The following is a 22,035-nucleotide window of genomic DNA, read 5'->3' as shown; positions in this document are numbered from 1 at the left end:
ACCCCGTGCTTGTTTCGCATGCGGAACAAACGCCCCCATGGCGCCATGAAAAAACCCCTGCAGCCAGGCTGGCAGGGGTTGAGGAATGAGAGGGGTAGAGCGCGTGAGCGTCAGTCCTCTCCGGGGAGCATGATCGTGATGACCGGCTCATGGTTGTCACCAGGGCCAATAGTCATCACCACATGCTTGGGTTCGACCACAAGGCCGGACTCCGCGGGCTCAAGAACGTCTACGATGAACTCCACGTAGCTCGAGCCGTAATCACGTGCTGCAGATTCAAGCGCAACCAGCAGCGCATCCTTCAGGCGCTGCTCTTCGCTCAACTGAGCACCGTGAGGCTTGGCGTCAGCATCCCAAGCAACCAGCGCATGCCATGCGCCTATCGTCATTGCCACAGGCACTTTGAAGCCAGTAACACCGCCATGGACCGTTGCGGCTTGCTCACTGACATCAATTAACTGGCCATCCGCAAGGGCATCAGCGCGGCTGTAGGCATGGATCAGGTCGGTCGCATCAAACATGAGTGCGCACCTCCCCTGCACGAGCTGCCAGGAAGGCCTCCATCGGCACATCCGTGACAGACCAGGCCTGACCCAGCTCCCACAGCCCCTCATCCCGTACCAGGCGGGCAAGGCGCTCAGCAGCGAGGCCGAGATCCCAGCGCTTGAGGCAGCGCTGCGCGAATCCACTGGCCACATGCTCTACCTCCCAGCACCAGGCAGCGTCGAGATCGACACCACTCCGCACCTTGAAGGTTTGGCCATCTACTTTGGCCACGCCGAACACACCGGGCTCCGTGCCCAGGTACTCACCGTGGTTGCCAGATTGGCGGGTGTAGATGACGGTTTCCAGACGATCACCGATCGTTTCCATGATGGCTTCTCTCTCTCTTGGGTTTCTCACATTCCTGCAGGTGCAGGTCTCAAGAGGAGATAGGGGAGGCAGTGACCCTGGGAGCGGGACTGTGCCGAGGGGATGTTTCGCATGCGGAACAAAACTGGGCGGGGTGGTGCCTCCTGGACAGCGCAGGAACCGGTTGCCCAGAACGAGAAAAGCTCCCCGGAGGGGAGCTTGTTGAATAAAAGATCAATCGATCTCGTCCTTGCGAGAGTGACAATCGCGAGGATTCAGCTACTTGCTGCCATTATGATGGTGCTTGTTGCGCTCAATTTGAACGAACGTGAAAAAACTCACGCCAGCCATAAAGATCGCAAATAATGCAACTATCCATCCAAAAGGGCTCATAATATCAATCCTTTATCTCTGCACTGTTACGCTCGATTCGTGCTTTGAGCGCAATACCATTTACCCAAATGATAGCACCCAGGATAAACATGGCAACGGATGCTCCAAGCGAAACTTTATCGCTCGGGGCGAATAAACCCAGTATACCAGCACCCATGGCGCCAATACCGAGCTTGCGCACATCGTCTGTCAGTGCGTCCAGGCTGTCCGGCCCCAGCAAGGGCTGGCCATCCTGTATTCTTCGTCGCACAGTGGCGACCCATCGGTAAAACCTTTCTCTCATCTTCATGATTTTTCTCCTCATTCCTGCTCTATTGCAGGTCTCATGAGGAGATAGGGGAGCGGCTGACGCTAAGCCCTGAACCATCAAAAAGCCTCCCTCAGCAGCGCTGGGGAGGCGGCGGTCAATCAGCGTTCCGGGCGGACGACCAGACCATGAACGCCATGGCGAACAGGATAGGTACGTCGCTTTCCATCGATGGATAGCCGAGCCGATGCAGCATGCGGCCAATCCTGTCGATGGAACCTCACAACCGTAGAGCGAACCTCGAGCCCATACGTCTCAGGATCTACAGCTGCTCCAGGTTGCGTCTCCAGTGCCTTCCAGTAGCCGGTCAGGTTGGCTCCATCGCGCACAATCAGAACGTCCTCATGATGATCCATTTGTCTCTCCTCATTCCTGCTGGATTGCAGGTCTCGAAGAGAGATAGGGCCGCCATAGACGCTTGATTCCGGTCAGCTGAACAGCTTGGGCGTGCCGCTTACCTGGGCTTTCGGTGCTTGTGACTTCCGAGGCTTCTTGCTCGCCCCCTTGCGCCGCTTCTCCAGCCTCCGCTGGATCGGGGACATCTTCTCCTCGGCTGGGGCTGAAGCCTGACCACCCCCCTCTCCAGGGAGAGATTCCACCTGCTCCTCTGCAACATTCCCACCGGTCGAGCCGGGGCCGTCCTCGAGCAGCCAGGCCGTGTCATCGGCTGGCGCCTCTGCAACATCCCCACCGGTGCCGGAGGCGGCCGGGGCGGGCTCCTCTGCAACATCCCCACCTATCTTGGCCGTAGCCGGCGGCGTGGCCTCTGCAACTTTCCCACCGGTCGAGCCGGGGCCGTCCTCGAGCAGCCAGGCCGTGTCATCGGCTGGCGCCTCTGCAACATCCCCACCGGTGTCGGCGGCGGCCTGGGCGGGCTCCTCTGCAACATCCCCACCTATCTCGGCCGTAGCCGGCGGCGAGGCCTCTGCAGCATCCCCACCTGTGCTGGGGTCGCCGTCGAGGAGCCAAGGGGGCGTGTCATCTGCTGGCGCCTCTGCAACATCCCCACCGGTGTCGGCGGCAGCTGGCGCCGCTGAGAACAGACTGATCTCACAGACCTCGGCCGCCAGGATGCCAGGGCCGGCGCTGGTGCGATCCACCCGCTTTCCACTGTCCTGGGTAGGGGTCACCCCTGCCTTGCCCTTCTTGCGTCCCTGAGGGCCTAGAACCGTCACCTCATAGGCGGTCGGCTGGGGGTACAGGCCGTGGTGTTCCTCCGGCAACTCCACGGCCATCATGCCCCTGAACTCGATGATCCCAGACTGCACCCGCCAGAGAGCGCGATCAGCCGGCAGTGACCAGCTGGTGGCCTCGGCTTCCTCCGATGGCTTGCCCTCCAGCTCCGTCACCAGCCACCCCCGCTTTTCCAGCGCCTTCAGCAGCACTTGGGTGAACTGGCCCGCCTCCCCTCGGGCGCGGTAATCGCCACCCAGGGCGGCGGCCACATCATCATCCACCTTGGCAAGGGCGGCTTCCCGGACATGGTGCTCGGACAGGTACAGTCGATCCCCAACCCGAAATCCAGCTGCCTTGATGCCCTTGGCCAACCCCCTCACCTGATAGGGCACCTGGGGAATGACGCGCAGGAAGGTCTCGATGGCCAGCTCCTCGACATCGATATTCTCCAGCACCTTGGACTTCTCTCCTTTGGTGGCCAGGCCATCGATCTCCCTGAGCTGTTGCAGCAGCTTGGCAGCCCGCCGCACATCATCGCTTTCGAGCCCCGGGAAGGTCTTGGGCATGAGGTTTGGCGAGTGCTCGTATTTCACGGCGAGCAACAGAACCGACCGTTCCACCTCTGGAAGATCCCACCACGCCGAGAACTTCGGCAGGAGCCGGCCGCCGGCTTTGTCGTGGTACTCCTTCATGACCCACTGGCCATTTTGTTTCGCATGCGAAACTGTCTTGCCGATATCATGGGCGGCAGCGGCCAGGGGGAGGAGGAGGTCGGCGCCCTCGTACTCAAAGGCTTGATCAATCACGCCAAGGTGGTGTTCCAGGAGCGTCGTGCTGTGGCCATCGCCGCAGAACGCATCCGGGTGTGCCTGCAGGTAGCCCAACAGCTGCTCAATGAGGGGTAGGTGGTGCTCGGGCACCTCGCCGGCCAGCTCCGCGGTCACCGGCTTACTGCACACGGCGTCCGGCTCAGGGATCGTCGTGATGGTCAGCGACATCCCCCGGTACTCTCCGCGGGATACCTCCCGGACCTTTCGCCGGAACAGGCCAACGGCCACCAGCAACATCACAATGGCTGTCCCCAGCACCATGCCCCCCAGCAACCATGGCCACACAGAATCGGCACGCGCCAGCACCACCCCCGTTGCCACACCGGCCGCATTGAGCGGCGTGATTTTCCCATCCTCATCGGGTGACCACAGGCCGCGAGCCTCCAGCCAAGCCTGCAGGGTATCCGGCCCCAGGGCATAGAACGCGATCACTGAGCCCCCACCGTAGAACAGGGTGAGAGCGATGACTGACCCCAGGAGAGTAGAGCGATAGCCCATCAAGCTCATGTCATGCGCTCCAGACGCTGAATCCGCCGATAGGTCGGCGGGTGAGTAGCAAACAGGCCCCAGTGGGGCTCCAGGCCTCCCGGGAGACGACTTAGCAGCCGGCAACCGGCTGCAGGCGAGGTAGCCCTCGCGGCATCACGATCGGCCCGGTACTCCATCATGCGGCCGAGGTGGCGATCGACCGCCTTGAAGAGCCAGAGCGCCAGCCGTAAGCCCACCACCGCCAGGCGGTAGTACAGCCGGCACAGCCAATTCACCACCGGGATGGGACGCAGCAGGGTGTAGAGCACCCGCGCCAGCCCCAGCGCGAGCCGCAGGATGCTGTGCTGGGTCCACCACCACAGATTGGCCGAGGCGTCCCCGCGGCGCAGGTGTGAGCGCTCATGGGCCACCAGCCAACGCAGCTCGTCCTCTGGCAGGTTCAGGGCCGCCCGGGTCAGCAGCACAACGCCGCCCGTGGGGCTGGGCAGGGCATAGGCCTGAAGGGCAGGGGATTCGTAGACCCAGACGCGACGGCCAATCTCGCGTGCGCCCGGAAAGAGACGGCTCATCCGTAGGCTGGCAGGCGCCAGCCGCATCCCTAACCAGGAGAGAATGGCCATGCCGCCCCCGACCAGAAACGCGGCCTGCGCGACGAGGTTCACCATGGAGAGGTCGCCGGGCGGCGCCGTCAGCTGCAGGGGGAGCCCGATGAAGACCACCGCCGGCACCACGACCATGATGGTGTAGCCCAGCGCCCCGGCGACACAGGCCGCCAGGGCGGACATCAGCGCCAGCACGCCTACCCCTTGCCTTCCGCCAGCATGCGGATGGCTTCCTGTGTGCTGTGCCCCGCCTCGGTGAGCTTGATCAGACGGGCCTGATCCTTCGGGTTGGTCGAGTACAGGAAGTAGGAGTATTTATCGACCACGAAGCGGAAGAGGCCACCGCCGCTTTCGTGCTTGACGAAGACCTCCGAGTAGCCGGCACCGGGCTTCACCCCACGGAGCATATCGAACAGGAACTCGTCTTGGCCGCCCAGCTTGCCGTGCTTCTCGGCGTAGTCGAGCGACGGGCCAGACTGCTTGAGCACGAAGGTCCATGGGGCGTTGTCGAAGGCCGCCTGAGCAGCCGGCGACAGGTCGGTGTCCTTGAAGCCCTGGGTGATGAAGCCGGCCGAGCCGTAGTATTTCCTGATCCGGCGGAATGCGGTCTCGATGAACTTGCCGCTCTTGGGGTCGGCCAGCAGATCCCAGGCCTCATCGATCAGCATCATCTTCGGGATGTTGCGCGGGCGCAGGTACATGTCGCGGGTGGTCCGGGCCATCAGCAGCGTCATGACGACATTGCGCAGCTCTCGGTCGACGTTCAGCTCCTCTAGCTCGAGGATGGTGAACTCGTTGGAGAGATCCAGCTGAGGCTCCCCGTTGAACCAGGAGGCGTGGCGGCCCACGGCATAGGGCTCGAGCTGCAGGGCGATGTTCTTGGCCACCGGGTCCACGTCAGAGCGCTTCTGCAGCCACTCATAGACATGTCGGGTCTCCAGCACCTCACCGTGGTCATGGTGACTCTCGAGGATGGCCTTCTCGATCAGCTGGTACTCGTAGTTGTCCGGCTCCCCGAGGGGGAAGGCCATCTGCGAGATAGCGTCCTTGAGCACCGGGATCATCTCGGCAATCTCACTGCCGCCGTCATCGTCCTCGAAACGCTGCCGGCCCTTGATCCCCCAGAAGGGGTTGAGGCTTACCGGGTAGTTGGGGTCGAATCGCAGTTCCTGACCGCCCAGCAGCTCACACAGCTCCTTGTAGGAGCCGCCCACGTCGATGATGCGCACCACGCCATCACGACAGCGCATATCGGTCACGAACTCGTTGGCCAGGAACGACTTACCGGCGCCCGAGGTAGCGATCACTGAGAAGTTGTAGCTGGTCGCCGAGTCGAAGATGTCGATGCAGGCCAGCTGGCCACGGCGCGAGATCAGCAGCAGGCCATTGGCGTAGAGGTAAGGATTGCCCTCGGGGTCTTTGCGCACCACCGGACCGTTGCCGCCCCAGTCGCCCTGGCAGATTGCCGTACACGAGGCGTTGAGGCTCGAGACCATCTGCGCCCGCTGCAGGCCCGCAGTCGGCTTGTCCATGCGCGGGTTGTAGCCCCAGGGCAGCGAGGCCATCCAGATTGGCAGGGAGATGTAGCGCTCACGCGAGGCCCGGAACCCGGCCTTCCGCCACAGCGAGGCCACATAGTCCGCATCCGAGGCCGCTCGCTCCGATTCGGTGACGATGTTGATCCCCGTCCACATCCGCACCGGGCAGTATTTCGAGCGAGTGTCGTTGAGCAGGCGCTGGGTGTCGTTCCGCCGCGTGAACAGGTGCGGCATCATCCCCTTGTACCACTCCGAATCGCTCATGCACTGCTTGGAGATCATGCCCATGCGCATGGTGATGTCGTTCCGCGCCTTCTCAGTCGACGGCTTATGGATCGTGGTGTGCATCCAGTAGGCCGGGGCGATGCGATCGGACGCCGATTTCAGCTCGCCGAGCAAGTCGCCGGTCATGTAGAGCCGCAGGAAGTCGGGGTATGAGTCGACCGTGAGGGGCACCACCTCCACGCTGCGCTGGTCGTCGCTGAACTCCACAGAGCCCGTGGACTTCACCCGCAGCCGAGTGCGCTTGTCGAACACGCTGTCGGCGAACGCACCTTCTCCGGTCTCCAGGCTATCCAGCTCACCCGGGATCATCTGAGGGTTGGCCACCCGGCGCAGAATCTTCCTCGCGCCGTGCTCATTGATCAGCGCCGGCCCCAGGCCCATGGAGCTGAAGGCCCCCAGCACGGACTGGCGGAACTCGTCGCACATGTGGCGCCAGGAACGGATCTCCCCCGGGTGCTCCGGGTCACCATCAAAGGTCATCGTGAAGAAGGCGAAGTAATGCACCTCCCGCGGATACAGGCGCTCATTGGGCAGCAGGCTCACGTTGTTCTGTGCCGCATCGAGCATGTGCTTGCTGCGCCGCTGCACCAGCTCCTGGAGCATGGGGTCTTTGCAATAGCGCAGCCGGCGGGCCTCCCAGGTGGCCACCCGATCCTCGATCGCAGGCGAGCTATGCGCCACGAATTGGATCACGGTATCGGCTGGCGCCCGGGTAATCAGCGCCTCAATCTGTTCCTCGATGTCCTTGCCCGCGACCATCAGCGGTGAGAACTGGAGCCCGAAGCCAATCTGCGGGCGCTGGCCATCGTCACGGACGCAATAGCCGTCCTCGAAGTCCAGGTAGGGCAGGAGGTCGCGGGGATTCTCGCGCTCCACCAGCGCCTCGGCCGCCTGGACCGGGAGGGCCTTGTCGCCATAGTCCGGCGCCCCCTGCTGGATCATCCGGCGCAGCTGGTGGCGCATCCGCGTCATCGCAGTGATCTTCATGTCATTCCTCCGGGATCATGCGCATGCGCGGCTGGACGCGATTCGAGTTGGGCTGATACTGCGGGGCCGGGCGCACTTCCTGGCTGCCGAACGAGGGGCCAATCATGCCGGCGCCGATCCCATCGGCTCGCAGCTCGCCATAGCTCCAGGCATCCGGCAGGGTCACGTACAGGTACTCCCCCGAACGCAGGATGCCGTCTGAGCCGCGCCAGGGCGCGACCCAGATCCGCACCGGCTTGCCCGGCCGATACACCGGCTGGTCGGTCAGGCCTCCCCCGTCATAGGGACGCCACTGCTCAACGATCTCCTCTTGCGCGCCGGCGACACGCATCGCAGCACCGGCCATCACACTCTCGGAATTGCCCTGGTTGGCCACCGCCGCCTGATACACATCGGTGGTGCCGACACACTCCTCGCCCAGCTGGCATTCGTGCTGGACGGTTGCGCAGCCACTCAGCAGCAAGAGGACCGCCAGCGGAGAAAATTGCTTCAAAGTCATCGTGGTTACTCCTGAGTCGGCATGGCTTCCGCCAGCTCATAGGCTTCCCATTCGAGGCGCTGGCCTTCCTGGACTACGAAGGTGCCGCGGCGACCAGAGGGGATCTCAATCACGGGGAACATGGACTCGGCCTCGGCGATGTACTGCTCGGCCAGGATCTCCATGGCGCGGCCGGCGCCGCCGTACAGGCCTACTTCGCCCACACGCGAGGGGTCGACGGAGGTGACGACACCGCTGCCGGTCACGGTCTGCTGGGTGCCCTGGGCGGCTACGGACGCCAGGCTGCTGGCGCCTTCGGCAAAGCCGGCGAGCATGGCCTTGCCCAGCAGGGCACCAGAGCGCCGCTCGACGTTGCCACGCAGGCCCAGGCGACCATCCGAGTCCACGATGTAGCCGTTTATGGAAGCCTCGAGCATCATGCCGGTCTGAGTGTCCACACAGCTGATGCGGGTGACGTTGATATGCGCCCGCTCGCTGGAGAGGTCGCCATATCCGCCGCCCATGCCGAAACAGTCGGAGAGGCGGTAGCGGGCACTCCCCGGCAGGAATGCATCGTTCTGGATGCGGAACAGCACCGGCTGGGGGTTGTTGCGGGTACGCTCGGCCGCACCGAAGTCAGCACCGGTCAGCATGGCGATGTCGGAGAACGAGCCCATCGGCAAGAACCCGGCCTTGGGCGGGCCTTCCTGCTCGCCATCGTCATCGCTTGAGGCATCCTCGTTGCGCAGGATGCGGGCGTTGCTCTCCCCACCAGAACCGGTCAGCACGATCGGGTCACGCGGCTGCTCAGGCTCCTGGATATAGGGCACCTGGGGCGGGATGGTGCTGCTACCCCCGGAGGTTGACTGCTGGCGCGGCGGCAATGAGCCACGCGCTGGAGAATCATCCCTGGCCAGGGGCGGGGGCGGGACCACACCACGGTCCTCGGCCCGAGGCGGGCGCAGGTAGTCTGCCGGGTCGCTGGCGCCATTGCGGTCACGACTGGGGCCACCGGTGCCAAAGCTGACGCCTGAGGCGCCAGCACCCTCGCCACGCGCTTCGGACAGGCGATTCTCGAGGGAACTGATCGTGGTGCGCATCTGCTCGCGGTCTTCGCGCATGTTGGATTGCAGCTCCTCGAGCTGCCGCATGAAGGCCTCATCACGCTCCTGCTGGCGCTCACGCTGCTCGGCCATCGCCTCATTGGCGTCCTGGAGCTGGCGCTGGAGCCGGGCGATGGTGATCTCCTCGCCGCGGGAAGTATCAGGCGAGGTGTCGATGAACTCAGGGGGCGGCGGCGCCGTGTTGGGGCGGGTGCGCTCGCTGACTGCCTTGCTGGCGACCAGCCAGATCACCAGACACGCCGCGCCACCATAGAGCAGCCATTTCCGGGTCTGGGCTTTCTCCAGCAGGCGCTGGGTCTTGATCTTGGACTTCGGCTTGACCTTGCTGGTCTTGCCCTCGGCCGAGGCCTGGGCGCCCGTGGGTTTTTCCTGCTCTTCAGCCACGATCCACCTCCACCACGATCATCCGGGGGCGGTCGCCTTCACTCACGGTATCCCCCTCCAGGGAGATGGCCACCACGCCTTGCCGGTAGAAATCTCGGGGCTCTACCTCCACCGCCACATCCGAGGACAGGCGATAGACATTCACCACATGGCCAGAGCCGCGGTACTGGGCCTCCGCTGTCAGGCGCAGGGTGCCACCATTGGGCATCGTCAGCCGCGCACTGGGCGGGGCGCCAGCCGGCTCAAAGCCGCTCGGGCGCTCACCCTGGAACGCCGACAGGATGGTGTCGGCAATCCAGCGATCCTGGGGCCGGCGCTCCTGCTCCGGTTCCCGGGAGAGATCCGGGGCATTCCGGTAGCGGAACACCTGGGCATCAATGCCGCTCTTGGGCTGCACTCTCACCGTGAAGGCCTCGCCGCTGCGCAGCTGGACGAACACGGAGAACGGGTCGGCCTCGTCGGCCGGACGCATCAACAGACCCCGCTTGCCATCGGTGGGCACGGGGTTATCCCGCAGCTCGGCCTCCGGGGGGATGACGATCTGCGAGTAGGGCTCAGGGAACACGAGCCGGTTGTAGGCATCAGTGGACATTTCCACCGTCTGGACTTCATCGCTGGCGCCAGCAAAGGGGGCAACCGCCAGGGCCACCACCGCTACCAGCCGCAGCATCTTGGGCTTGTTCATTGTTCCTCCACAGAGAAGGCAGCCAGGTACGGGATGCCATTGCTGAAGCTGTAGCGAAGGCGATAGACGATCGGATCGTCTTCCACGAGGTCACTGCCATGCCACACGCGCAGGCGGCCATAGACGCGAACCGTGTCCTCCAAGGCCTCAGAACGCTCCACGAACAGCGCCTGAGAACGCTCAGAGCCCTCGAGGTCGGGTACACGGGCTTGAAGGTCGGTGCCTGCCCTCGCGTAGAGGGCAGGGGTCATCCGGTTCTGGAAGCGACCGTACTGGCTGGCCACGTTCGCCGGGGTCCAGCTGCTGTGCAGCTGGGCATCCGCGATGGCGATCTGGCTCAGGTACTCCCCATCGGTGTGGCTGGCGCGGGCACCCACTTCCACCGGGCCTTCCAACACATGGAGGTCATACGGGACCAGCCGGGTCGGCATGTTGCCGGCCAGCTGGACATAGCTCGTCATCATGTAGAACAGCATCCCTGCGAGGAGCAGGGTGCAGAACATCCAGCCCCTCGCAGCGATCCACTGATTCCGCAATGCGTTGAGATATTTCATCAGCGCATGTACTCCAATCGCATCGGGCGAGGCCCAAACTTGGCAAGTAACGGGTCAAGCCGGAGCCCCATGCGCCACAGCACATGCTGAACCTGGCCACGCTTCTGCCCCGCCCGCATTTTCTTGGCCATCATCATCAGGAAGATGGCCACGACGATGCCTGGCACGAACAGGCGCATGATGATGGCCACCCCAAGCACCATGATTGCCACGACCACCTCAGTGATCTCCCAGGCGAAGATCGGGATCGGTGCATCGATGTCCTGGGGGATTCGGTAGGACTCGTTGGACATGACCCGTCTCCTCTTAGATGTCGGCGAACCAGCTGAAAATCATCTCGATCATGTAAGGCCCCACCGCGAAGGCGCCGGCAATGCCCAGGCCGAGGAAGGCCGGTGCCGCGGACTGACGCGCCAGGCCGAACAGGCAGCCCATGATCAGGGCCAGGATCGAGATACCGATACCGAACGGGCCGTGAGCCAGGTCTTTCACCTTGTCGGCAAAGTCCTGGAACTCATCGGCCATCACCGGCGAGGACACCATGAGCATGGCCATCAGGAAGAGTCCCTGGTTGGTCAGCTGGTCCTTCTTGGTCACGAGCTTCTGGCGGAAGGTAGCGAGCTTGCCCGGCTTGGCCGCAGACTCACGCATATCGATGGACGTTTTCATTGGTACTGATCTCCTAGTATTGAGAGGACTTGCGTTGCGTAGCGCTGCCCAACAGGCAGTGTCGGGTTGCCAGCGTTATAGGCGGCCAAGGCCGCTTCCCAGTCGCCAAAGCGCGTGATGTTCTCGTAGAGAATCCACGTGCCCACGGCGATGTTCGTACACTCGTTTTCCAGCAGCTCCTGCTCGGTGATCCCCCACTGCTGGAGGTAATTCCGGTTGGTCTGCTGGTCGAGCCACCATGTGTTGATCTGCATGGCCCCCAGGTCATAGGTGCCATTGCTGTTCGGCCCCACGCGGCCTACCGCCTGTCCCCGGCTGCCGCTCTCCTGCTGGCGCACGGCGGCGACGATCTCGATGGGCACTTGGTAGTAGTCCGCGATCTCGATGGCACAATCAGGTAGGGCGAACACTGACCACCTCCTAGTTCTGCTGCTCAGTGGTAGCGGTAGCGGGCGGCGCCTTGGCCTCCTCGCTCGCCTGCTCGGTATCGGGCACCGCGGGCGCTTGTTCCGCGGCCGGCTTGGGCGGCTGGAAGGGCGTCAACATGCGCTCAGCCACCATGGCGGTCGGGCTCACACGATCCATGACGAGCCCCACCTCCAGGCTCTCCTCGAACCCGCCCTCTGCCCCTGGCTTGGGGATCTTGCGCAGCAGACCGGTCACGCGGCCTTCCACATGCAGCGGCATGCCCGCCTCGTACTCGGCGAGGCGATCCACGACACGGCCGTAAGCAGCCAGGCCAATGACGCCGGTGTGCTGGAACGAGCGGCCGAGGTCGGGACGATCCGGGCCGATTTGCAGGTAGGCCGTGCTCGGCGGCCCCTCCTTCTCGGGCGACTTCACGCCGCGCAGCAGGCCGATGGCGATGAAGCGGTTGAAGAGGTGCTTCTCGACATTGCCCTCGAGGACCGGGGCGGCGGCCTGGATGTTGTTGGCCACCAGCTCCGCGCCGAGGTGCTGCTCGCCGCTGAGGTGAGAGCGGCGCACGATGCCGCCGACATGGCCGAAGATTTCGATGTAGGAGTTCACCTCGAGCTTCGCGGCCCGGTCGGAGAGATGGCCGGGGATGCGCACGATGATCTGGTTCACCGACTGGATCAGCGCCTCGGTGGTCTTCTTGCTCTTCCCCACCTTCAGCACCATCAAGCCAGAGCGTCCGCGCTCTTTCGGGGGTTCCTTCCTCAGAATCTGCGCATGGGCGATAAAGACGTTCATTGGTCAGCCTCCAGGTGAAAAATCTCGACGCGGCGGTTGGCCGCTCGCGCTGCATCGGTCGTGTCGTTGACGAGCTTGGGGTAGGTGCCATTGCCTTCCGTCAGGAAGCGCACGTTCGGCCACGCCTGGCGCAGGCGCTGGGCGATCGCGTCGGCACGGCGCTGGGAAAGGGGGACGTTGTAACTCTCGGGGCCGATATGGTCGGTGTACCCGACCACCAGGACGCTGCCGCTCAGGGATTCCCCTTCCAGGAAGGACGCGAGCTGGCGCTGGGAGTCCGGCGTCAGGGCGATGGAGTCGAACTCGAAGTTGAAGCGTGCCAGCGGCAACGAGTCCATGGCGTCCCGGTGCGACTGCGGCAGCGAGGCATACCGCTCTTGCCAGTAGCGCTCGTCATAGACCCGGCCGCCCGCGGCATACCGGGTCAGTCCCTTGCCGGCGCCGTAGTACCAGTTGTACGTGTGGGTCGCGTAGGTGCCCTGCTGGGTGTAGGGGGGCACGTAGACATAGCGACTGGTGAGGGTGTTGTAGGCCTCGGGCAGCTCGGTGCGGCGCTCCGGTTCAGGGGGTGTCGCGACACAACCCGCCAGAACGGCCGAGATCGCCACAGCCAGCGCAGGGTTACGGATCGGCATCAAAGAGTCTCCAGATAGTCGATGACCGCCTGCGCCTTCGCGTCCACGTCCGCCGGCAGGCTCAGCAGCTCCACGCCAGAACGCGACACCACGGCAAAGGACGGGAAGGAGCGCAGTCCGGCTCGCCGCGCCAGCTCGACGCCACGCTCCAGGGCCTCCAGGGAGCCCGGTGCGTCGATGTGGTCCTCAGCAAAGTCGTTCCAGCGGACCTGAGGCAGGTGCAGCTCCAGGTGCGCCAGCACGGCGTCCAGCTCGTTGAGCGGCACGTTGGTGGCGCCAGCGGCGAGGAAGGCACGCCTTGCCTCATCGGCAATGCCCGGGATGGTCCGGGAGGCGTAATAGGCACGTTCACGCCACGCTTCTGCGAGGCGGGTGTGAGAGGGAAGGGGGACATAGCGATAGTCGAGCCCGGCGCTGTCTACCGCGGCCTCGATGCTGTGATGATGCTGCCCCATCTGCTGGCAGAACTGGCAGTCGAAGCTGGCGAACTCGACCAATGCAATGGGCTGATCATTGGCGGTCGCGGCTCCGGCACTCAGGCCAGCGGTGATGACCATCGCCGTCAGGGTGCGGCGGAAAGCGGTGATGATGCGGAGAGCAGGCATTAGCGGCCCTCCTCATCCAGCGCGTCACCTTCGACTTCGCGCTGGTACTCCTGCCAGCTCTCCTCGTGCAGCAGGCGCCACAGGGTAAAGCGACAGGCATAGTCCGTGGACAGGAAGAACTCGTGAACAGAGTCCTGATACTGGGAAACTGTCAGCTGAGTCAGCGAGGTTACGACATTGCCTGCCCACAACACCGGCTGGCAGCCGCGCTCAATTCGTTCCTGGGAGTTTGTCGCCAGGACGATCCAGACGACCCAGACCAACATCGCCACGCCGATCAGCGTGCTACCACGCATCGCAAACATTGATTCCGCCTCCAGCGGTGCTCTCTCATCAGTTGCCCGATTGGGCCTCACTGACGGATAGGGGCGGCACTGACGCTAAAGGGAACGATCGGCGAAAAAAGTTTGCCAGGGCGCGTTTGTTTCGCATGCGAAACAAGGATGGCGGGTGCTGGTACTAGGGGGAGTGTCACACGATGATTCAGGCCAGGGCTGGCAGGCCGCTGGCGCTAGAAGAGGGAGAGCTGGTCCTCAGCCATGGGGATCGCCTCTGGTGGGGTGATCGGCCCGCCGGGAGGGCTTTCAACGTAATGCCCCGAGGCATCATCGGCCGCCGCGAGCCAGGCCATGTCCTCGGCTGTCCAGGCACGGAAGGGTGACGGCTGGTAGTGGCCGTAGGTGCGGTACAGCTCCTGGGACAGCCGATAGGCCTCTTGGCAGGTACGGCTCATGCGATCTCCGCTCATGGGCATGCTCCTGGCGATGCTACCGATCGGGAACGGCTGGCGCGAGAGGGTGTCCAGCGCCAGCCATGGGCTCAACCAGCAGGCCGGTCAGCCACCAACAGGGTCACGGTGACCCCGGTGCCGGCGAACTCGCCCTGCCGTGGGGCTGACCAGGACAGCGACCACCCGGGCAGCAGGTCTTTGCCACGCAGGGAGCCCGGCAACACGGCCACCAGGCGCCCGCCCGGGGCGACACATCCCGCTGCTGCGGCAAGGTGCAGGTTGGCCCGGCCCTTGCTGAACGGCGGGTTCATCACCACCTTAGTGAAGGCGCCAGCTACCCGAGGTGACGCCGCCCAGGTCAGAAAGTCGCCCTGCTCACAGGCAAACCCCTTCGCTTCCAGTACCCGGCAGTGCAGGTCGGCCAGCTCGACGCAGACGGTCTGTGCCTTGGGGAGATGGTCGGCCAGGTGCCCCTGGCCGGCGCTGGGCTCCAGAATGCTGTCCTCTGGAGTGATCCCCGCCAGTGCCACCAGCTCCTCGGCCAGGGTGCCGGGGGTCGGGTAATACTGGTGCGAGCGCTGCTCCGGCAGGCAGCCGTTCATCACCACCAGCGCCAGCGCGTCCTCCGGCTCATAGTCGAAGGCATAGGTCGCGGTGTCCTGCTTGACTGCACCGAGGCCCACCAGGGTCTCCTCCACGAGCTGCCGGGCGTGCTTGGGCTGCTGATCGAGGCTGTGCCATGACAGTCGCAGGATGCGCCCCTCGAGGCGGCCATCCGCGATCAGGCTGATCACCGGCGACGGCAGCGGGGTCTGAAGGGCTGCAAAGCGTTTCTCGCTGGCGCGTGACGCCGGGCGGCGGCGGAATGAGGCCGGGATGGCAGAGGGGTAGCGACTGGCAAGGACTGCATTCAGGCGGTAAGCCAGATCCGGGTGAACCTCGACGTGACAGGTTCCCTTCTTGTACAGCTTGAGCCTGATGGCCCCGCCATCGAGGTCATGCCACACCCCGAGACGGCGCTTCACCAAGTCCAGGGCCTTCCGGGTGGTGTCGCGCAACGGCTCCTCGCGGCCCATGAACCGCGCCAGCACATCGCGCAGGTCATGGAGATAGCCGCTGCGTCGGGTGTCGATGAAGTCCAGCACATCGAGCAGCCCGCCAAAGATCATCTTCTTGCTGAAGCCCTCCGGCCGGTTGGTGACGTGCTCTCCCGAAAGCGCTCGAAACACCCCGTCCACCTTCTCCGCGAAGAACTCGGCCCGCTGGCGCAGTAGCTGCTCCAGGGTGGCCCGAACGCTCTGCTCCTCGAAGTCAGGCACCTGATGGCGCTGGATGGCGTCGTGCCACTCATTGCGGCGAGCCGCCGGCATCACGTCGAGCACATCGGTCATATTGAGCGTCTGCTGCCACATGTCCGCATCCAGGGCCGCGATCGCCTTCTCCACGTTGAACAGCCGAGACACCTGACTGCCGCCGTACCGGGAAAGGTCATGGTTCGCGTCCAGGAAGAGGGCCATGGCCCCTTGGTATCCCTCACCAAGCACGAGGTCCGCCAGGGTTTCGACCTCCGCTTTTCGCGCCTCGCGCCTCGCCACGAGGTTGTCGATCATGTCGGCTGCTACCGGGGCAAAGAACTCTCCGGGGTCGCCCAGGTACTCAGTGCTGGCGCGGTTCTCGATGGACTCGTGGATCATGGTCAGGCTCCCGTCTTTCTGTGGTGGTCATGCGCCAGCGCAGCGCCGTAGTAGTCCGCGATCAGGGCGTTGATGCGGTCGATGTGATCCTCTCGCTTCAGCCAGAGGTGCAGGTTCCCGTTGGCAAACCAGCGACAGCGCAGCCAGTCCGTCTTAAGCTCCCCTGTGCGCTCACCCTCGGCCAACAGGGCGGCCTTGCGGCTCTCCTCCAGGCGGTAGCTCAAGCGCTCGTCGTGGGGCACCTGTGAGGGCTCCTGGCCCTCCAGCACCAGCAAGATCCGCTCCAGGTCATCCACCCGCTCTCTGGCGCTGCTGAAGCTCGCCCAGCCGCCGTATTGGCTGAATGCGCCATTCAGAACGAGCCGGCGCTGGATCTTGAACGCGCTGTGGCTGCGGTACTGCTTGCAGAGGCCCCGGAACAGCTCAACGACTCCACGGCGGAACACCTCATGGCGGTTCTCGAACAGCGCCACGAACGTCCCCTGGACAGCCTCACGGCTCAGCGGCATGGGGTCGCTGTGGAGCTGGCGCTCGATGGCCTTCTTGTCGTCAGCGGTCATCAGGTCGCCCAGGCCCGACGAGTCGAGGAGCCAGCGCCAGCCATTGCCGTCATAGGCCCGCTGGGTGGCCTGCATCACTTCCTGCTGAAACCCCTCCGGGCGGGTGTCGAGGCTGAACCAGGACTGCTGGCGCAGGGCACTGGTGAACTCGGTGCCGCGGATGGGCATGAGGCCGGTGGCCTCCACCAGTTGCGCCATGGCCGACTGCACCAGCGCCAGGGCCTTCTCCCGACGCGCCAGCAACTCATCCATCGCGCCCATGGCGGGCGATGGCACCTGCATCTGTGGTTCCAGCATTGGTGTTCCTCCTCGGCGTGCTGGGGTAGCATGTAAACACTTTATGCCATGCAATCTATTTACATCAAGAAAAAAGTGTTCAAAGAACACTTTACATGGGTGCATCATGGATCAACCAAGCGTGACGCCGGGGCAGCTATACGCCGCGCTGGCAAGGCTCAGGATGAAGGGAAGGGCGTGTGACGCCGCAACGGACGTGCTTACCGGGGTGTGCGATAGCTTGAGCGAGGCAGGGAAGCGTCACGGCATTAGCCGGGCAGCGGTTTCCCAGGCGGTGAAGCGGATACAGGCCGAGCTGGCGCGGGAGTTTGTCACGGTGGAGGTGAGGCTACCCAAGGACAAGCTAGGGGAGCTTGAGGCGTGGCTGGACAGCCAGGGCGGGCGGCTGGCGCCAGCCCAGGACACCAGGGAGCCGGTCCAATGATAGGTACTTGCAAGCTGTGCGGCGAGCAGCGCCAGCTCAAAAAATCCCACATCATCCCGAGGTCTTACTATCGCAGCGCCAAGCGTGGGCAGGGCCAGCTCATCAAGATCAAGGACGACCAGGACACCGCCCCCATGCTCATCAACTCTGACCCCAAGGAGCCCCTGCTGTGCCAGGACTGTGAGCAGTTCCTGTCGGACAACTACGAGCGCGAGGGCACTCGGCTCTTCAAGCCCAGCCGCGATCGCCGGCATCAGGTGGTGCGGATGGGGGAGTATGTGAAGTTCAAGGGCTTCAAGTACCGCCTCACCTATCTGTACTTCCTGAGCATCTTGTGGCGGGCGGCCGTTTCACGCCTCCCTCAGTATGCCGGGGTAGAGCTTGCCGGCATCGAGCCCTATGTCCGCGACTGCCTGCGCAGAAAGCACCTCGACTTGAATCCGCAGATCAGAATTGACCATTTCATCAAGCTGGGGATCGTGCGGGTAGTGGATCGAACCGGAGCCGTCCCCGACTCTCTGCTGAAAGGCGCGATCTTGGATATGAACCGCTCCCTCGGAAAGCCGGCGAGTACGCAAGGCGCTCTGTTCTACTTCATGGTTGATGGGTTTCTGATCGTCTACGTCCTGAAGCCTGAGCCATCACTGGAGCAACTGCGAACCGCACGATTCGAGTTTCAGGTGCCAGACAGGTCATCCGTGAAGATTCGCTTCCTCGATATTCAAGAGGTCGCAGAGATCAGCAACGTCATGGCCGCCGCGATCCGCAAGGCCCAGGAACACCCCGAGGCGGGGCCTCAATAACAATCAGGGGGCCATCATAGGCCCCCTGAGCAGGTCAGCGTATCCAGCGGTGGGCGCGTCACCGAGCGGCGATTCCAACCGCCTGCGAGGCGGGCTGATACCGCGCCAGCACATCGGAGAGGTCGTCCGGGATTTCGAGGCAGGATCTCAGCTCAGTCGGCGCATGGATCAGAAGCGCCAGCTTCGGCACATAGGCCGGCAGGCCCAGGTGCCCGATGTACTCCTCTGCGACGGGGCCTACCAGGAACTCGGCAGCCGAGAAGCGATGGCTCGTCGTGCCATTCTTCAGGTCGTCAATCGCCTTCATGAATACCTGGACGAGGAGCTGGCGCTCCGGCATCAGCTCCTCGATGCCTTGCAGGTCACCGGTCGCAACCGGCGCATTCCCCAGCAGCAGATCCATACTCACCATCGCCGATCACTCCCCTGATGCCTCAGCCTGCCCCGCCTGGCGCTTGGCATGCTGGTTGATCACGTCCATGACCTTCATCGGATGGGCCACGCGATCGAACCGGGCCTCACTGGTGCCGGTGCCCGCCGCGGACATTTCCACGGTGCCAAAGCCCAGCAGGCGCCCGAGGATCGACTGGTTCACCTCAGTAGAGCGGATATGGGAGATGTAGAGCGGGGTGACGCGGCGAGCGATGATGCCGTGGCGTTCGATGATGCGCTCCGACTCCACCACATACAGGTGCGCCAGGCGCTGATAGGCGACATTGAGCAGGCCCCAGGCCGCCAACCCCATCCCTATCCAAGTGAGGGCGATCAGCATGGCCGGGTGGGCTGTCTCGCTCGCGTTGCCGAAGAAGGCACCGGGGGCGAAGTAGAGGGCCGCCCCGAGGGGGATCAGGAGCCAGTAGCCCAGCAAGGCGCGGTGGCTTACTCGGTAGGTCGTGGTGTCGCTCATCTCAAGTCATGCTCCGGCTGCGGCCACCCTCGCTTGTTGCAGCCGGTGGCTCAGTTGCATCTCGGCTGTCTCGACGTGAAACAGCTCCTGGGTATCGTCAGGCCAACGGATCAGAACGAAGCCGTCGCGCAGAAGGGTGCTTATTGGGCTAGGGCCTGTGATGACAGGGGCGGGGGTGCGATCCAGCGTGACCAGCTCCCAGCGCCGTGACGCACTGCTGACGATGAGCCCGGCATTATCCGGGCCACCCGGCCAGTCAAGATCGCAATCTCGCTTCAGGCGCTTGATCAGCAGTTGGGCGCTGCGGGTGCTACGAGGACCGCTCATAGACGACCTCCAGCCCCCAGGTGAGCTTCACGGCTTGTTCGATCTCCTGGCGCACGCGGCCCATCGTTAGAAGGCGTGCGCTATCGGGGTCGATGGTCAGCACCAGTTTCCCGCCCTGTTCACGCATGTCCGCTCGATCTACCACCATGCGCGATAGCAGCGACAGCTCCCCACTTGCCTCCTGGATCAGCATTCCCGAGTCCATCAATAAGCCTTATCTATACTAAACGATGTTTTTCAGTACAGCCAACGAAACGGGTAGCCACTGGCCTGTGCGCCTACCCCGCTGCGCTGACTCCGCCATTCACGAGCCGCAGGCTTGTTCCGCATGCGAAACAAGGCGAGCATCTGTAGCTTAACCGCCCGTTGATTGTTGCGCTGCCGGTTGAACTGTAATTTGTCGTCCAGTATAATTACATTCATGCCACTGGCATAAGAACCAACAAGGAGAGAAGCCATGAATCGCACCATCAAGACCATCGCCGCCACCTCCCTGCTCCTGCTGGCAACTGGGTGTGCCGTCCCCCAGGGCGCAGGCAGCCTCCAAGGCAGCGCCGCCAACGCCATCACTGGCGTTGCCGACCGCATGAGTGGTCGCAATAGCGGCGCCAGCAACGCAGGGGCCAACGCCGCCCACAACATGCGCGGCGTGCAGGGAATGATGAACGGGGGCTCTGCCGGCCTGGCAGGCACTGCCTACGGCGCAGCTGGCGCTGGCGTGCTGGGTGTGGCCGACAAGGGGCTGCGTAGCGCCTTCACCGCCATGCAGGGCGAATCCGAGGTAGGCTATGAGGACGTGGCCAACATGCAGCAGAACATCGAGCAGAGCGAGCCGTATGTGAACGCCGAGGGCAACACCTGCATCGACTACCATGTGTCGGTCAGCGGTGGTCCCGAGGATGCCGCGAACAGTGTCACCGCCTGCCAGAACGAGCAAGGCGAGTGGCAGAAGATGTAACCCCAGACGGCCACCCTCGCGGGTGGCCGCTGTGCTTTAGGAGGTAGCCATGCCGAACATGCACGACGAGCCAGACCTGAACACCTCACGCTTTGACCTTCCTGCCCTGGAAATGACGCGCCTGGAAGCCTTCACCATGGTGGCCATGCACGCGATCCTGCTTGGCGAGGGGGGTGGGCTCTTGTCACCCGAGGAGGTCGGTGAGAATGCAGCGGCCATGGCCGAAGCCTCCCTGTCCGCCGCCTCGGAGACGCTGGCCGAGGACACCAGCAAGACCTGATCTCAGCGCCTTGCCGCACCAACACCGGGCAGCCACCTTCGGGTGAGCTGCCCGGTGTGCGTTTGGGCATTCTGTTTCGCATGCGAAACAAAACGGGAGTGACGGTCGCCCCCCTATCCCTTGAAGAAATCGTGGCATATCCCGGTGCTGGCGCGGGTTTCATGCTGGCACAGTCCTAGATATAGGACTATAATAAGGACATGTTCCACAGCGAGAGAGAGGCCAGACCATGACCACCCCGTTAGCCACCGCACAGATCCGCCAGCAGGAAAGCATGGTTGTCCTGATGACCGGCCATCTGCCGGAAATCGAGGCAGACACCGTGGCAACCCTGATGGAAAGCCACGACATCAACGGCGCCAATTCACACCGCGAATGGTTCGTTGTGTCGGCAGGCTTTGTTGAGGACGGCCAGGAGTACAACCCCCTCGACAAGCACGCGGACACCCTACCGGTGCTCAACAGCCTGGCAAGTGATGCCCGCAAGCTGGGTATCCGATGGCTCATGTTCGACGCCGATGTGTCGCCCACGGACGGCCTGGCCGTCTACGACTGGTAAGCCCTGCGGGCCGGCAGTGCGATCGCTGCCGGTCTGCTGATCAACGGATGGAGAATCAGGAATGGAGAAGAAGCCCGCCCCCGACCATCGCGCCTTGCTGGCGCACCAGCGCCGCCATCATGCGGACGAACACCCCCTATTTCCGCGCCGGGATTGGAAGCTCGAACACGACAACGGCGACACCTCCCTCAGCTACTGGGAGTGGGTTGAGCGTGTTCGTCAGGAAACGGGGAATCTGCGCCGCTATGCCTGCCAGTAACGCCCTCTTGTCGCCAGCTCACCAGGCTGACGACCAGCCCCGCACCACGCTCCGCGCACTGCTCGAAGAACTCTCACGCCGAGGGATCGGGTCTGTTGAGGGGGATTCGATCGCCGGGATCACGGTGGGCAGCCCCGAGGCCGACCACCGCCCGACCACCTTCAGCGAGCTGCTGGCGCTGCTGGAGCGCCAGGCGCAAGCCACGCTCACCTTCCAGGTGGACGCCGACACCCTCGCCTGGCTGACGGTGATCCCCGGCCAGCGCCAGCCTGTCGCCGAGATGAAGGCCAGCCGATCCAGCGCCCTGGTGGCCATTGCCGATGCCTGGGAAACCTGTTGCTGGCCAGACGCCTAGCATTTCCAGGCTTTCCACACCGGCACGCGACCATGGACACACCATTCCTGGCGAGGGGAAAGGCCATGCCAGCC

Annotated in this window: 31 protein-coding genes; 7 read left to right on the top strand and 24 right to left on the bottom strand. The window is 63.8% G+C overall.

Going from position 1 to position 22,035, the window contains the following annotated elements; translation table 11 throughout:
- Nucleotides 1–110: 110 nt before the first annotated feature.
- The 20 genes from GFD32_RS04280 to GFD32_RS04185 all read right to left on the bottom strand — a co-directional run bounded on the left by GFD32_RS04280 (nt 111) and on the right by GFD32_RS04185 (nt 17,089).
- Entirely contained in the window at nt 111–521 is a 411-nt protein-coding gene (locus tag GFD32_RS04280) for a DUF6573 family protein (protein ID WP_163575331.1), read from the bottom strand.
- Nucleotides 514–873, bottom strand: coding sequence for a hypothetical protein (locus GFD32_RS04275; RefSeq protein WP_163575330.1), 360 nt, complete (start codon nt 871–873; stop codon nt 514–516). The genes GFD32_RS04280 and GFD32_RS04275 overlap by 8 nt, the downstream gene beginning before the upstream one ends.
- Nucleotides 874–1,249: 376 nt before the next feature.
- Complete coding sequence (locus GFD32_RS04270; protein WP_163575329.1) at nt 1,250–1,534, bottom strand: hypothetical protein; 285 nt, start codon at nt 1,532–1,534, stop codon at nt 1,250–1,252.
- A gap of 446 nt (nt 1,535–1,980) precedes the next feature.
- Nucleotides 1,981–4,065, bottom strand: coding sequence for a hypothetical protein (locus tag GFD32_RS04265; RefSeq protein WP_163575328.1), 2,085 nt, complete (start codon nt 4,063–4,065; stop codon nt 1,981–1,983).
- Nucleotides 4,062–4,844 (bottom strand): M48 family metallopeptidase, encoded by a 783-nt coding sequence (locus tag GFD32_RS04260; RefSeq protein ID WP_163575327.1) that lies wholly within the window; start codon nt 4,842–4,844, stop codon nt 4,062–4,064. Before GFD32_RS04260 ends, GFD32_RS04265 begins: the two co-directional genes overlap by 4 nt.
- A 2-nt stretch (nt 4,845–4,846) precedes the next feature.
- The gene (locus GFD32_RS04255; protein WP_163575326.1) at nt 4,847–7,459 is read right to left on the bottom strand and encodes a TraG/VirB4 family ATPase; all 2,613 of its coding nucleotides are present in this window, start codon (nt 7,457–7,459) and stop codon (nt 4,847–4,849) included.
- Between the two features lies 1 nt (nt 7,460).
- A complete protein-coding gene (locus GFD32_RS04250) occupies nt 7,461–7,958 on the bottom strand; it encodes a TraV family lipoprotein (protein ID WP_163575325.1) in 498 nt (165 codons plus the stop codon).
- A 5-nt stretch (nt 7,959–7,963) separates the two neighbouring features.
- On the bottom strand, nt 7,964–9,445 hold the full coding sequence (locus tag GFD32_RS04245) for a TraB/VirB10 family protein (protein WP_163575324.1): 1,482 nt from the start codon (nt 9,443–9,445) through the stop codon (nt 7,964–7,966).
- Nucleotides 9,438–10,130: a TraK domain-containing protein gene (locus GFD32_RS04240; protein ID WP_163575323.1), complete on the bottom strand. Its 693-nt coding sequence runs from the start codon at nt 10,128–10,130 to the stop codon at nt 9,438–9,440. The genes GFD32_RS04245 and GFD32_RS04240 overlap by 8 nt, the downstream gene beginning before the upstream one ends.
- Complete coding sequence (locus GFD32_RS04235) at nt 10,127–10,684, bottom strand: TraE/TraK family type IV conjugative transfer system protein (protein ID WP_163575322.1); 558 nt, start codon at nt 10,682–10,684, stop codon at nt 10,127–10,129. Before GFD32_RS04235 ends, GFD32_RS04240 begins: the two co-directional genes overlap by 4 nt.
- Nucleotides 10,684–10,977, bottom strand: a complete 294-nt coding sequence (gene traL / locus GFD32_RS04230; RefSeq protein ID WP_163575321.1) for a type IV conjugative transfer system protein TraL — start codon at nt 10,975–10,977, stop codon at nt 10,684–10,686. The genes GFD32_RS04235 and traL overlap by 1 nt, the downstream gene beginning before the upstream one ends.
- Nucleotides 10,978–10,990: 13 nt before the next feature.
- Nucleotides 10,991–11,353 (bottom strand): TrbC/VirB2 family protein, encoded by a 363-nt coding sequence (locus GFD32_RS04225; RefSeq protein ID WP_163575320.1) that lies wholly within the window; start codon nt 11,351–11,353, stop codon nt 10,991–10,993.
- Complete coding sequence (locus GFD32_RS04220; RefSeq protein WP_163575319.1) at nt 11,350–11,763, bottom strand: lytic transglycosylase domain-containing protein; 414 nt, start codon at nt 11,761–11,763, stop codon at nt 11,350–11,352. The genes GFD32_RS04225 and GFD32_RS04220 overlap by 4 nt, the downstream gene beginning before the upstream one ends.
- A gap of 10 nt (nt 11,764–11,773) precedes the next feature.
- On the bottom strand, nt 11,774–12,568 hold the full coding sequence (locus tag GFD32_RS04215; RefSeq protein ID WP_163575318.1) for a hypothetical protein: 795 nt from the start codon (nt 12,566–12,568) through the stop codon (nt 11,774–11,776).
- Nucleotides 12,565–13,203, bottom strand: coding sequence for an OmpA family protein (locus GFD32_RS04210; protein WP_163575317.1), 639 nt, complete (start codon nt 13,201–13,203; stop codon nt 12,565–12,567). The genes GFD32_RS04215 and GFD32_RS04210 overlap by 4 nt, the downstream gene beginning before the upstream one ends.
- A complete protein-coding gene (locus GFD32_RS04205) occupies nt 13,203–13,808 on the bottom strand; it encodes a thioredoxin domain-containing protein (protein ID WP_163575316.1) in 606 nt (201 codons plus the stop codon). Before GFD32_RS04205 ends, GFD32_RS04210 begins: the two co-directional genes overlap by 1 nt.
- The gene (locus GFD32_RS04200; protein WP_163575315.1) at nt 13,808–14,113 is read right to left on the bottom strand and encodes a hypothetical protein; all 306 of its coding nucleotides are present in this window, start codon (nt 14,111–14,113) and stop codon (nt 13,808–13,810) included. The genes GFD32_RS04205 and GFD32_RS04200 overlap by 1 nt, the downstream gene beginning before the upstream one ends.
- A gap of 206 nt (nt 14,114–14,319) precedes the next feature.
- A complete protein-coding gene (locus GFD32_RS04195) occupies nt 14,320–14,556 on the bottom strand; it encodes a hypothetical protein (protein ID WP_163575314.1) in 237 nt (78 codons plus the stop codon).
- Between the two features lie 71 nt (nt 14,557–14,627).
- Nucleotides 14,628–16,232 (bottom strand): DUF4942 domain-containing protein, encoded by a 1,605-nt coding sequence (locus tag GFD32_RS04190; RefSeq protein ID WP_163575313.1) that lies wholly within the window; start codon nt 16,230–16,232, stop codon nt 14,628–14,630.
- Between the two features lie 2 nt (nt 16,233–16,234).
- Entirely contained in the window at nt 16,235–17,089 is an 855-nt protein-coding gene (locus tag GFD32_RS04185) for a DUF4942 domain-containing protein (RefSeq protein WP_163575312.1), read from the bottom strand.
- A 106-nt stretch (nt 17,090–17,195) separates the two neighbouring features.
- Here GFD32_RS04185 and GFD32_RS04180 point away from each other — a divergent pair, with 106 nt between their 5' ends.
- Together GFD32_RS04180 and GFD32_RS04175 are read left to right on the top strand one after the other, a co-directional pair.
- Nucleotides 17,196–17,513 carry a hypothetical protein gene (locus GFD32_RS04180; protein WP_163575311.1) on the top strand — a complete coding sequence of 106 codons (318 nt, stop codon included), beginning with the start codon at nt 17,196–17,198 and terminating at the stop codon, nt 17,511–17,513.
- Nucleotides 17,510–18,316 carry a hypothetical protein gene (locus tag GFD32_RS04175; RefSeq protein WP_163575310.1) on the top strand — a complete coding sequence of 269 codons (807 nt, stop codon included), beginning with the start codon at nt 17,510–17,512 and terminating at the stop codon, nt 18,314–18,316. The genes GFD32_RS04180 and GFD32_RS04175 overlap by 4 nt, the downstream gene beginning before the upstream one ends.
- 58 nt (nt 18,317–18,374) lie before the next feature.
- Here the strand turns inward: GFD32_RS04175 and GFD32_RS04170 are convergent, their stop codons facing one another.
- The 4 genes from GFD32_RS04170 to GFD32_RS04155 are packed head-to-tail and all read right to left on the bottom strand — an operon-like array spanning nt 18,375 to nt 19,743.
- Nucleotides 18,375–18,719: a hypothetical protein gene (locus GFD32_RS04170; RefSeq protein WP_163575309.1), complete on the bottom strand. Its 345-nt coding sequence runs from the start codon at nt 18,717–18,719 to the stop codon at nt 18,375–18,377.
- A gap of 15 nt (nt 18,720–18,734) precedes the next feature.
- Nucleotides 18,735–19,223: a PH domain-containing protein gene (locus GFD32_RS04165; RefSeq protein WP_163575308.1), complete on the bottom strand. Its 489-nt coding sequence runs from the start codon at nt 19,221–19,223 to the stop codon at nt 18,735–18,737.
- A gap of 6 nt (nt 19,224–19,229) precedes the next feature.
- A complete protein-coding gene (locus tag GFD32_RS04160; RefSeq protein ID WP_163575307.1) occupies nt 19,230–19,550 on the bottom strand; it encodes a hypothetical protein in 321 nt (106 codons plus the stop codon).
- Nucleotides 19,534–19,743 carry a hypothetical protein gene (locus GFD32_RS04155; RefSeq protein ID WP_163575306.1) on the bottom strand — a complete coding sequence of 70 codons (210 nt, stop codon included), beginning with the start codon at nt 19,741–19,743 and terminating at the stop codon, nt 19,534–19,536. The genes GFD32_RS04160 and GFD32_RS04155 overlap by 17 nt, the downstream gene beginning before the upstream one ends.
- Nucleotides 19,744–20,007: 264 nt before the next feature.
- Here GFD32_RS04155 and GFD32_RS04150 point away from each other — a divergent pair, with 264 nt between their 5' ends.
- From GFD32_RS04150 to GFD32_RS04130, 5 genes are all read left to right on the top strand, one after another.
- Entirely contained in the window at nt 20,008–20,508 is a 501-nt protein-coding gene (locus GFD32_RS04150) for a hypothetical protein (RefSeq protein ID WP_163575305.1), read from the top strand.
- Nucleotides 20,509–20,557: 49 nt separating this feature from the next.
- Nucleotides 20,558–20,788: a hypothetical protein gene (locus GFD32_RS04145; RefSeq protein WP_163575304.1), complete on the top strand. Its 231-nt coding sequence runs from the start codon at nt 20,558–20,560 to the stop codon at nt 20,786–20,788.
- Between the two features lie 229 nt (nt 20,789–21,017).
- Complete coding sequence (locus GFD32_RS04140; protein WP_163575303.1) at nt 21,018–21,347, top strand: DUF5983 family protein; 330 nt, start codon at nt 21,018–21,020, stop codon at nt 21,345–21,347.
- 61 nt (nt 21,348–21,408) lie between these two features.
- Nucleotides 21,409–21,606, top strand: coding sequence for a hypothetical protein (locus GFD32_RS04135; RefSeq protein ID WP_163575302.1), 198 nt, complete (start codon nt 21,409–21,411; stop codon nt 21,604–21,606).
- Nucleotides 21,593–21,961 carry a hypothetical protein gene (locus GFD32_RS04130; protein ID WP_163575301.1) on the top strand — a complete coding sequence of 123 codons (369 nt, stop codon included), beginning with the start codon at nt 21,593–21,595 and terminating at the stop codon, nt 21,959–21,961. Before GFD32_RS04135 ends, GFD32_RS04130 begins: the two co-directional genes overlap by 14 nt.
- The last annotated feature ends 74 nt before the right edge of the window (nt 21,962–22,035 follow it).

The organism is Halomonas faecis (assembly GCF_010993975.1).
Classification (GTDB): Bacteria; Pseudomonadota; Gammaproteobacteria; order Pseudomonadales; family Halomonadaceae; genus Halomonas; species Halomonas faecis.
The sequence above is the reverse complement of the archived record's forward strand: the minus strand, read 5'-3'. Positions and strand labels throughout refer to the sequence as shown.

What these genes read in the sequence shown, in the direction of transcription:
- GFD32_RS04280 (WP_163575331.1), bottom strand. Translation starts at nt 521, where the DNA reads ATGTTTGATGCGACCGACCTGATCCATGCCTACAGCCGCGCTGATGCC.
- GFD32_RS04275 (WP_163575330.1), bottom strand. Translation starts at nt 873, where the DNA reads ATGGAAACGATCGGTGATCGTCTGGAAACCGTCATCTACACCCGCCAA.
- GFD32_RS04270 (WP_163575329.1), bottom strand. Translation starts at nt 1,534, where the DNA reads ATGAAGATGAGAGAAAGGTTTTACCGATGGGTCGCCACTGTGCGACGA.
- GFD32_RS04265 (WP_163575328.1), bottom strand. Translation starts at nt 4,065, where the DNA reads ATGAGCTTGATGGGCTATCGCTCTACTCTCCTGGGGTCAGTCATCGCT.
- GFD32_RS04255 (WP_163575326.1), bottom strand. Translation starts at nt 7,459, where the DNA reads ATGAAGATCACTGCGATGACGCGGATGCGCCACCAGCTGCGCCGGATG.
- GFD32_RS04250 (WP_163575325.1), bottom strand. Translation starts at nt 7,958, where the DNA reads ATGACTTTGAAGCAATTTTCTCCGCTGGCGGTCCTCTTGCTGCTGAGT.
- GFD32_RS04240 (WP_163575323.1), bottom strand. Translation starts at nt 10,130, where the DNA reads ATGAACAAGCCCAAGATGCTGCGGCTGGTAGCGGTGGTGGCCCTGGCG.
- GFD32_RS04235 (WP_163575322.1), bottom strand. Translation starts at nt 10,684, where the DNA reads ATGAAATATCTCAACGCATTGCGGAATCAGTGGATCGCTGCGAGGGGC.
- traL (WP_163575321.1), bottom strand. Translation starts at nt 10,977, where the DNA reads ATGTCCAACGAGTCCTACCGAATCCCCCAGGACATCGATGCACCGATC.
- GFD32_RS04225 (WP_163575320.1), bottom strand. Translation starts at nt 11,353, where the DNA reads ATGAAAACGTCCATCGATATGCGTGAGTCTGCGGCCAAGCCGGGCAAG.
- GFD32_RS04215 (WP_163575318.1), bottom strand. Translation starts at nt 12,568, where the DNA reads ATGAACGTCTTTATCGCCCATGCGCAGATTCTGAGGAAGGAACCCCCG.
- GFD32_RS04210 (WP_163575317.1), bottom strand. Translation starts at nt 13,203, where the DNA reads ATGCCGATCCGTAACCCTGCGCTGGCTGTGGCGATCTCGGCCGTTCTG.
- GFD32_RS04205 (WP_163575316.1), bottom strand. Translation starts at nt 13,808, where the DNA reads ATGCCTGCTCTCCGCATCATCACCGCTTTCCGCCGCACCCTGACGGCG.
- GFD32_RS04200 (WP_163575315.1), bottom strand. Translation starts at nt 14,113, where the DNA reads ATGTTTGCGATGCGTGGTAGCACGCTGATCGGCGTGGCGATGTTGGTC.
- GFD32_RS04195 (WP_163575314.1), bottom strand. Translation starts at nt 14,556, where the DNA reads ATGAGCGGAGATCGCATGAGCCGTACCTGCCAAGAGGCCTATCGGCTG.
- GFD32_RS04190 (WP_163575313.1), bottom strand. Translation starts at nt 16,232, where the DNA reads ATGATCCACGAGTCCATCGAGAACCGCGCCAGCACTGAGTACCTGGGC.
- GFD32_RS04185 (WP_163575312.1), bottom strand. Translation starts at nt 17,089, where the DNA reads ATGCTGGAACCACAGATGCAGGTGCCATCGCCCGCCATGGGCGCGATG.
- GFD32_RS04180 (WP_163575311.1), top strand. Translation starts at nt 17,196, where the DNA reads ATGGATCAACCAAGCGTGACGCCGGGGCAGCTATACGCCGCGCTGGCA.
- GFD32_RS04175 (WP_163575310.1), top strand. Translation starts at nt 17,510, where the DNA reads ATGATAGGTACTTGCAAGCTGTGCGGCGAGCAGCGCCAGCTCAAAAAA.
- GFD32_RS04170 (WP_163575309.1), bottom strand. Translation starts at nt 18,719, where the DNA reads ATGGATCTGCTGCTGGGGAATGCGCCGGTTGCGACCGGTGACCTGCAA.
- GFD32_RS04165 (WP_163575308.1), bottom strand. Translation starts at nt 19,223, where the DNA reads ATGAGCGACACCACGACCTACCGAGTAAGCCACCGCGCCTTGCTGGGC.
- GFD32_RS04160 (WP_163575307.1), bottom strand. Translation starts at nt 19,550, where the DNA reads ATGAGCGGTCCTCGTAGCACCCGCAGCGCCCAACTGCTGATCAAGCGC.
- GFD32_RS04155 (WP_163575306.1), bottom strand. Translation starts at nt 19,743, where the DNA reads ATGCTGATCCAGGAGGCAAGTGGGGAGCTGTCGCTGCTATCGCGCATG.
- GFD32_RS04150 (WP_163575305.1), top strand. Translation starts at nt 20,008, where the DNA reads ATGAATCGCACCATCAAGACCATCGCCGCCACCTCCCTGCTCCTGCTG.
- GFD32_RS04145 (WP_163575304.1), top strand. Translation starts at nt 20,558, where the DNA reads ATGCCGAACATGCACGACGAGCCAGACCTGAACACCTCACGCTTTGAC.
- GFD32_RS04140 (WP_163575303.1), top strand. Translation starts at nt 21,018, where the DNA reads ATGACCACCCCGTTAGCCACCGCACAGATCCGCCAGCAGGAAAGCATG.
- GFD32_RS04135 (WP_163575302.1), top strand. Translation starts at nt 21,409, where the DNA reads ATGGAGAAGAAGCCCGCCCCCGACCATCGCGCCTTGCTGGCGCACCAG.
- GFD32_RS04130 (WP_163575301.1), top strand. Translation starts at nt 21,593, where the DNA reads ATGCCTGCCAGTAACGCCCTCTTGTCGCCAGCTCACCAGGCTGACGAC.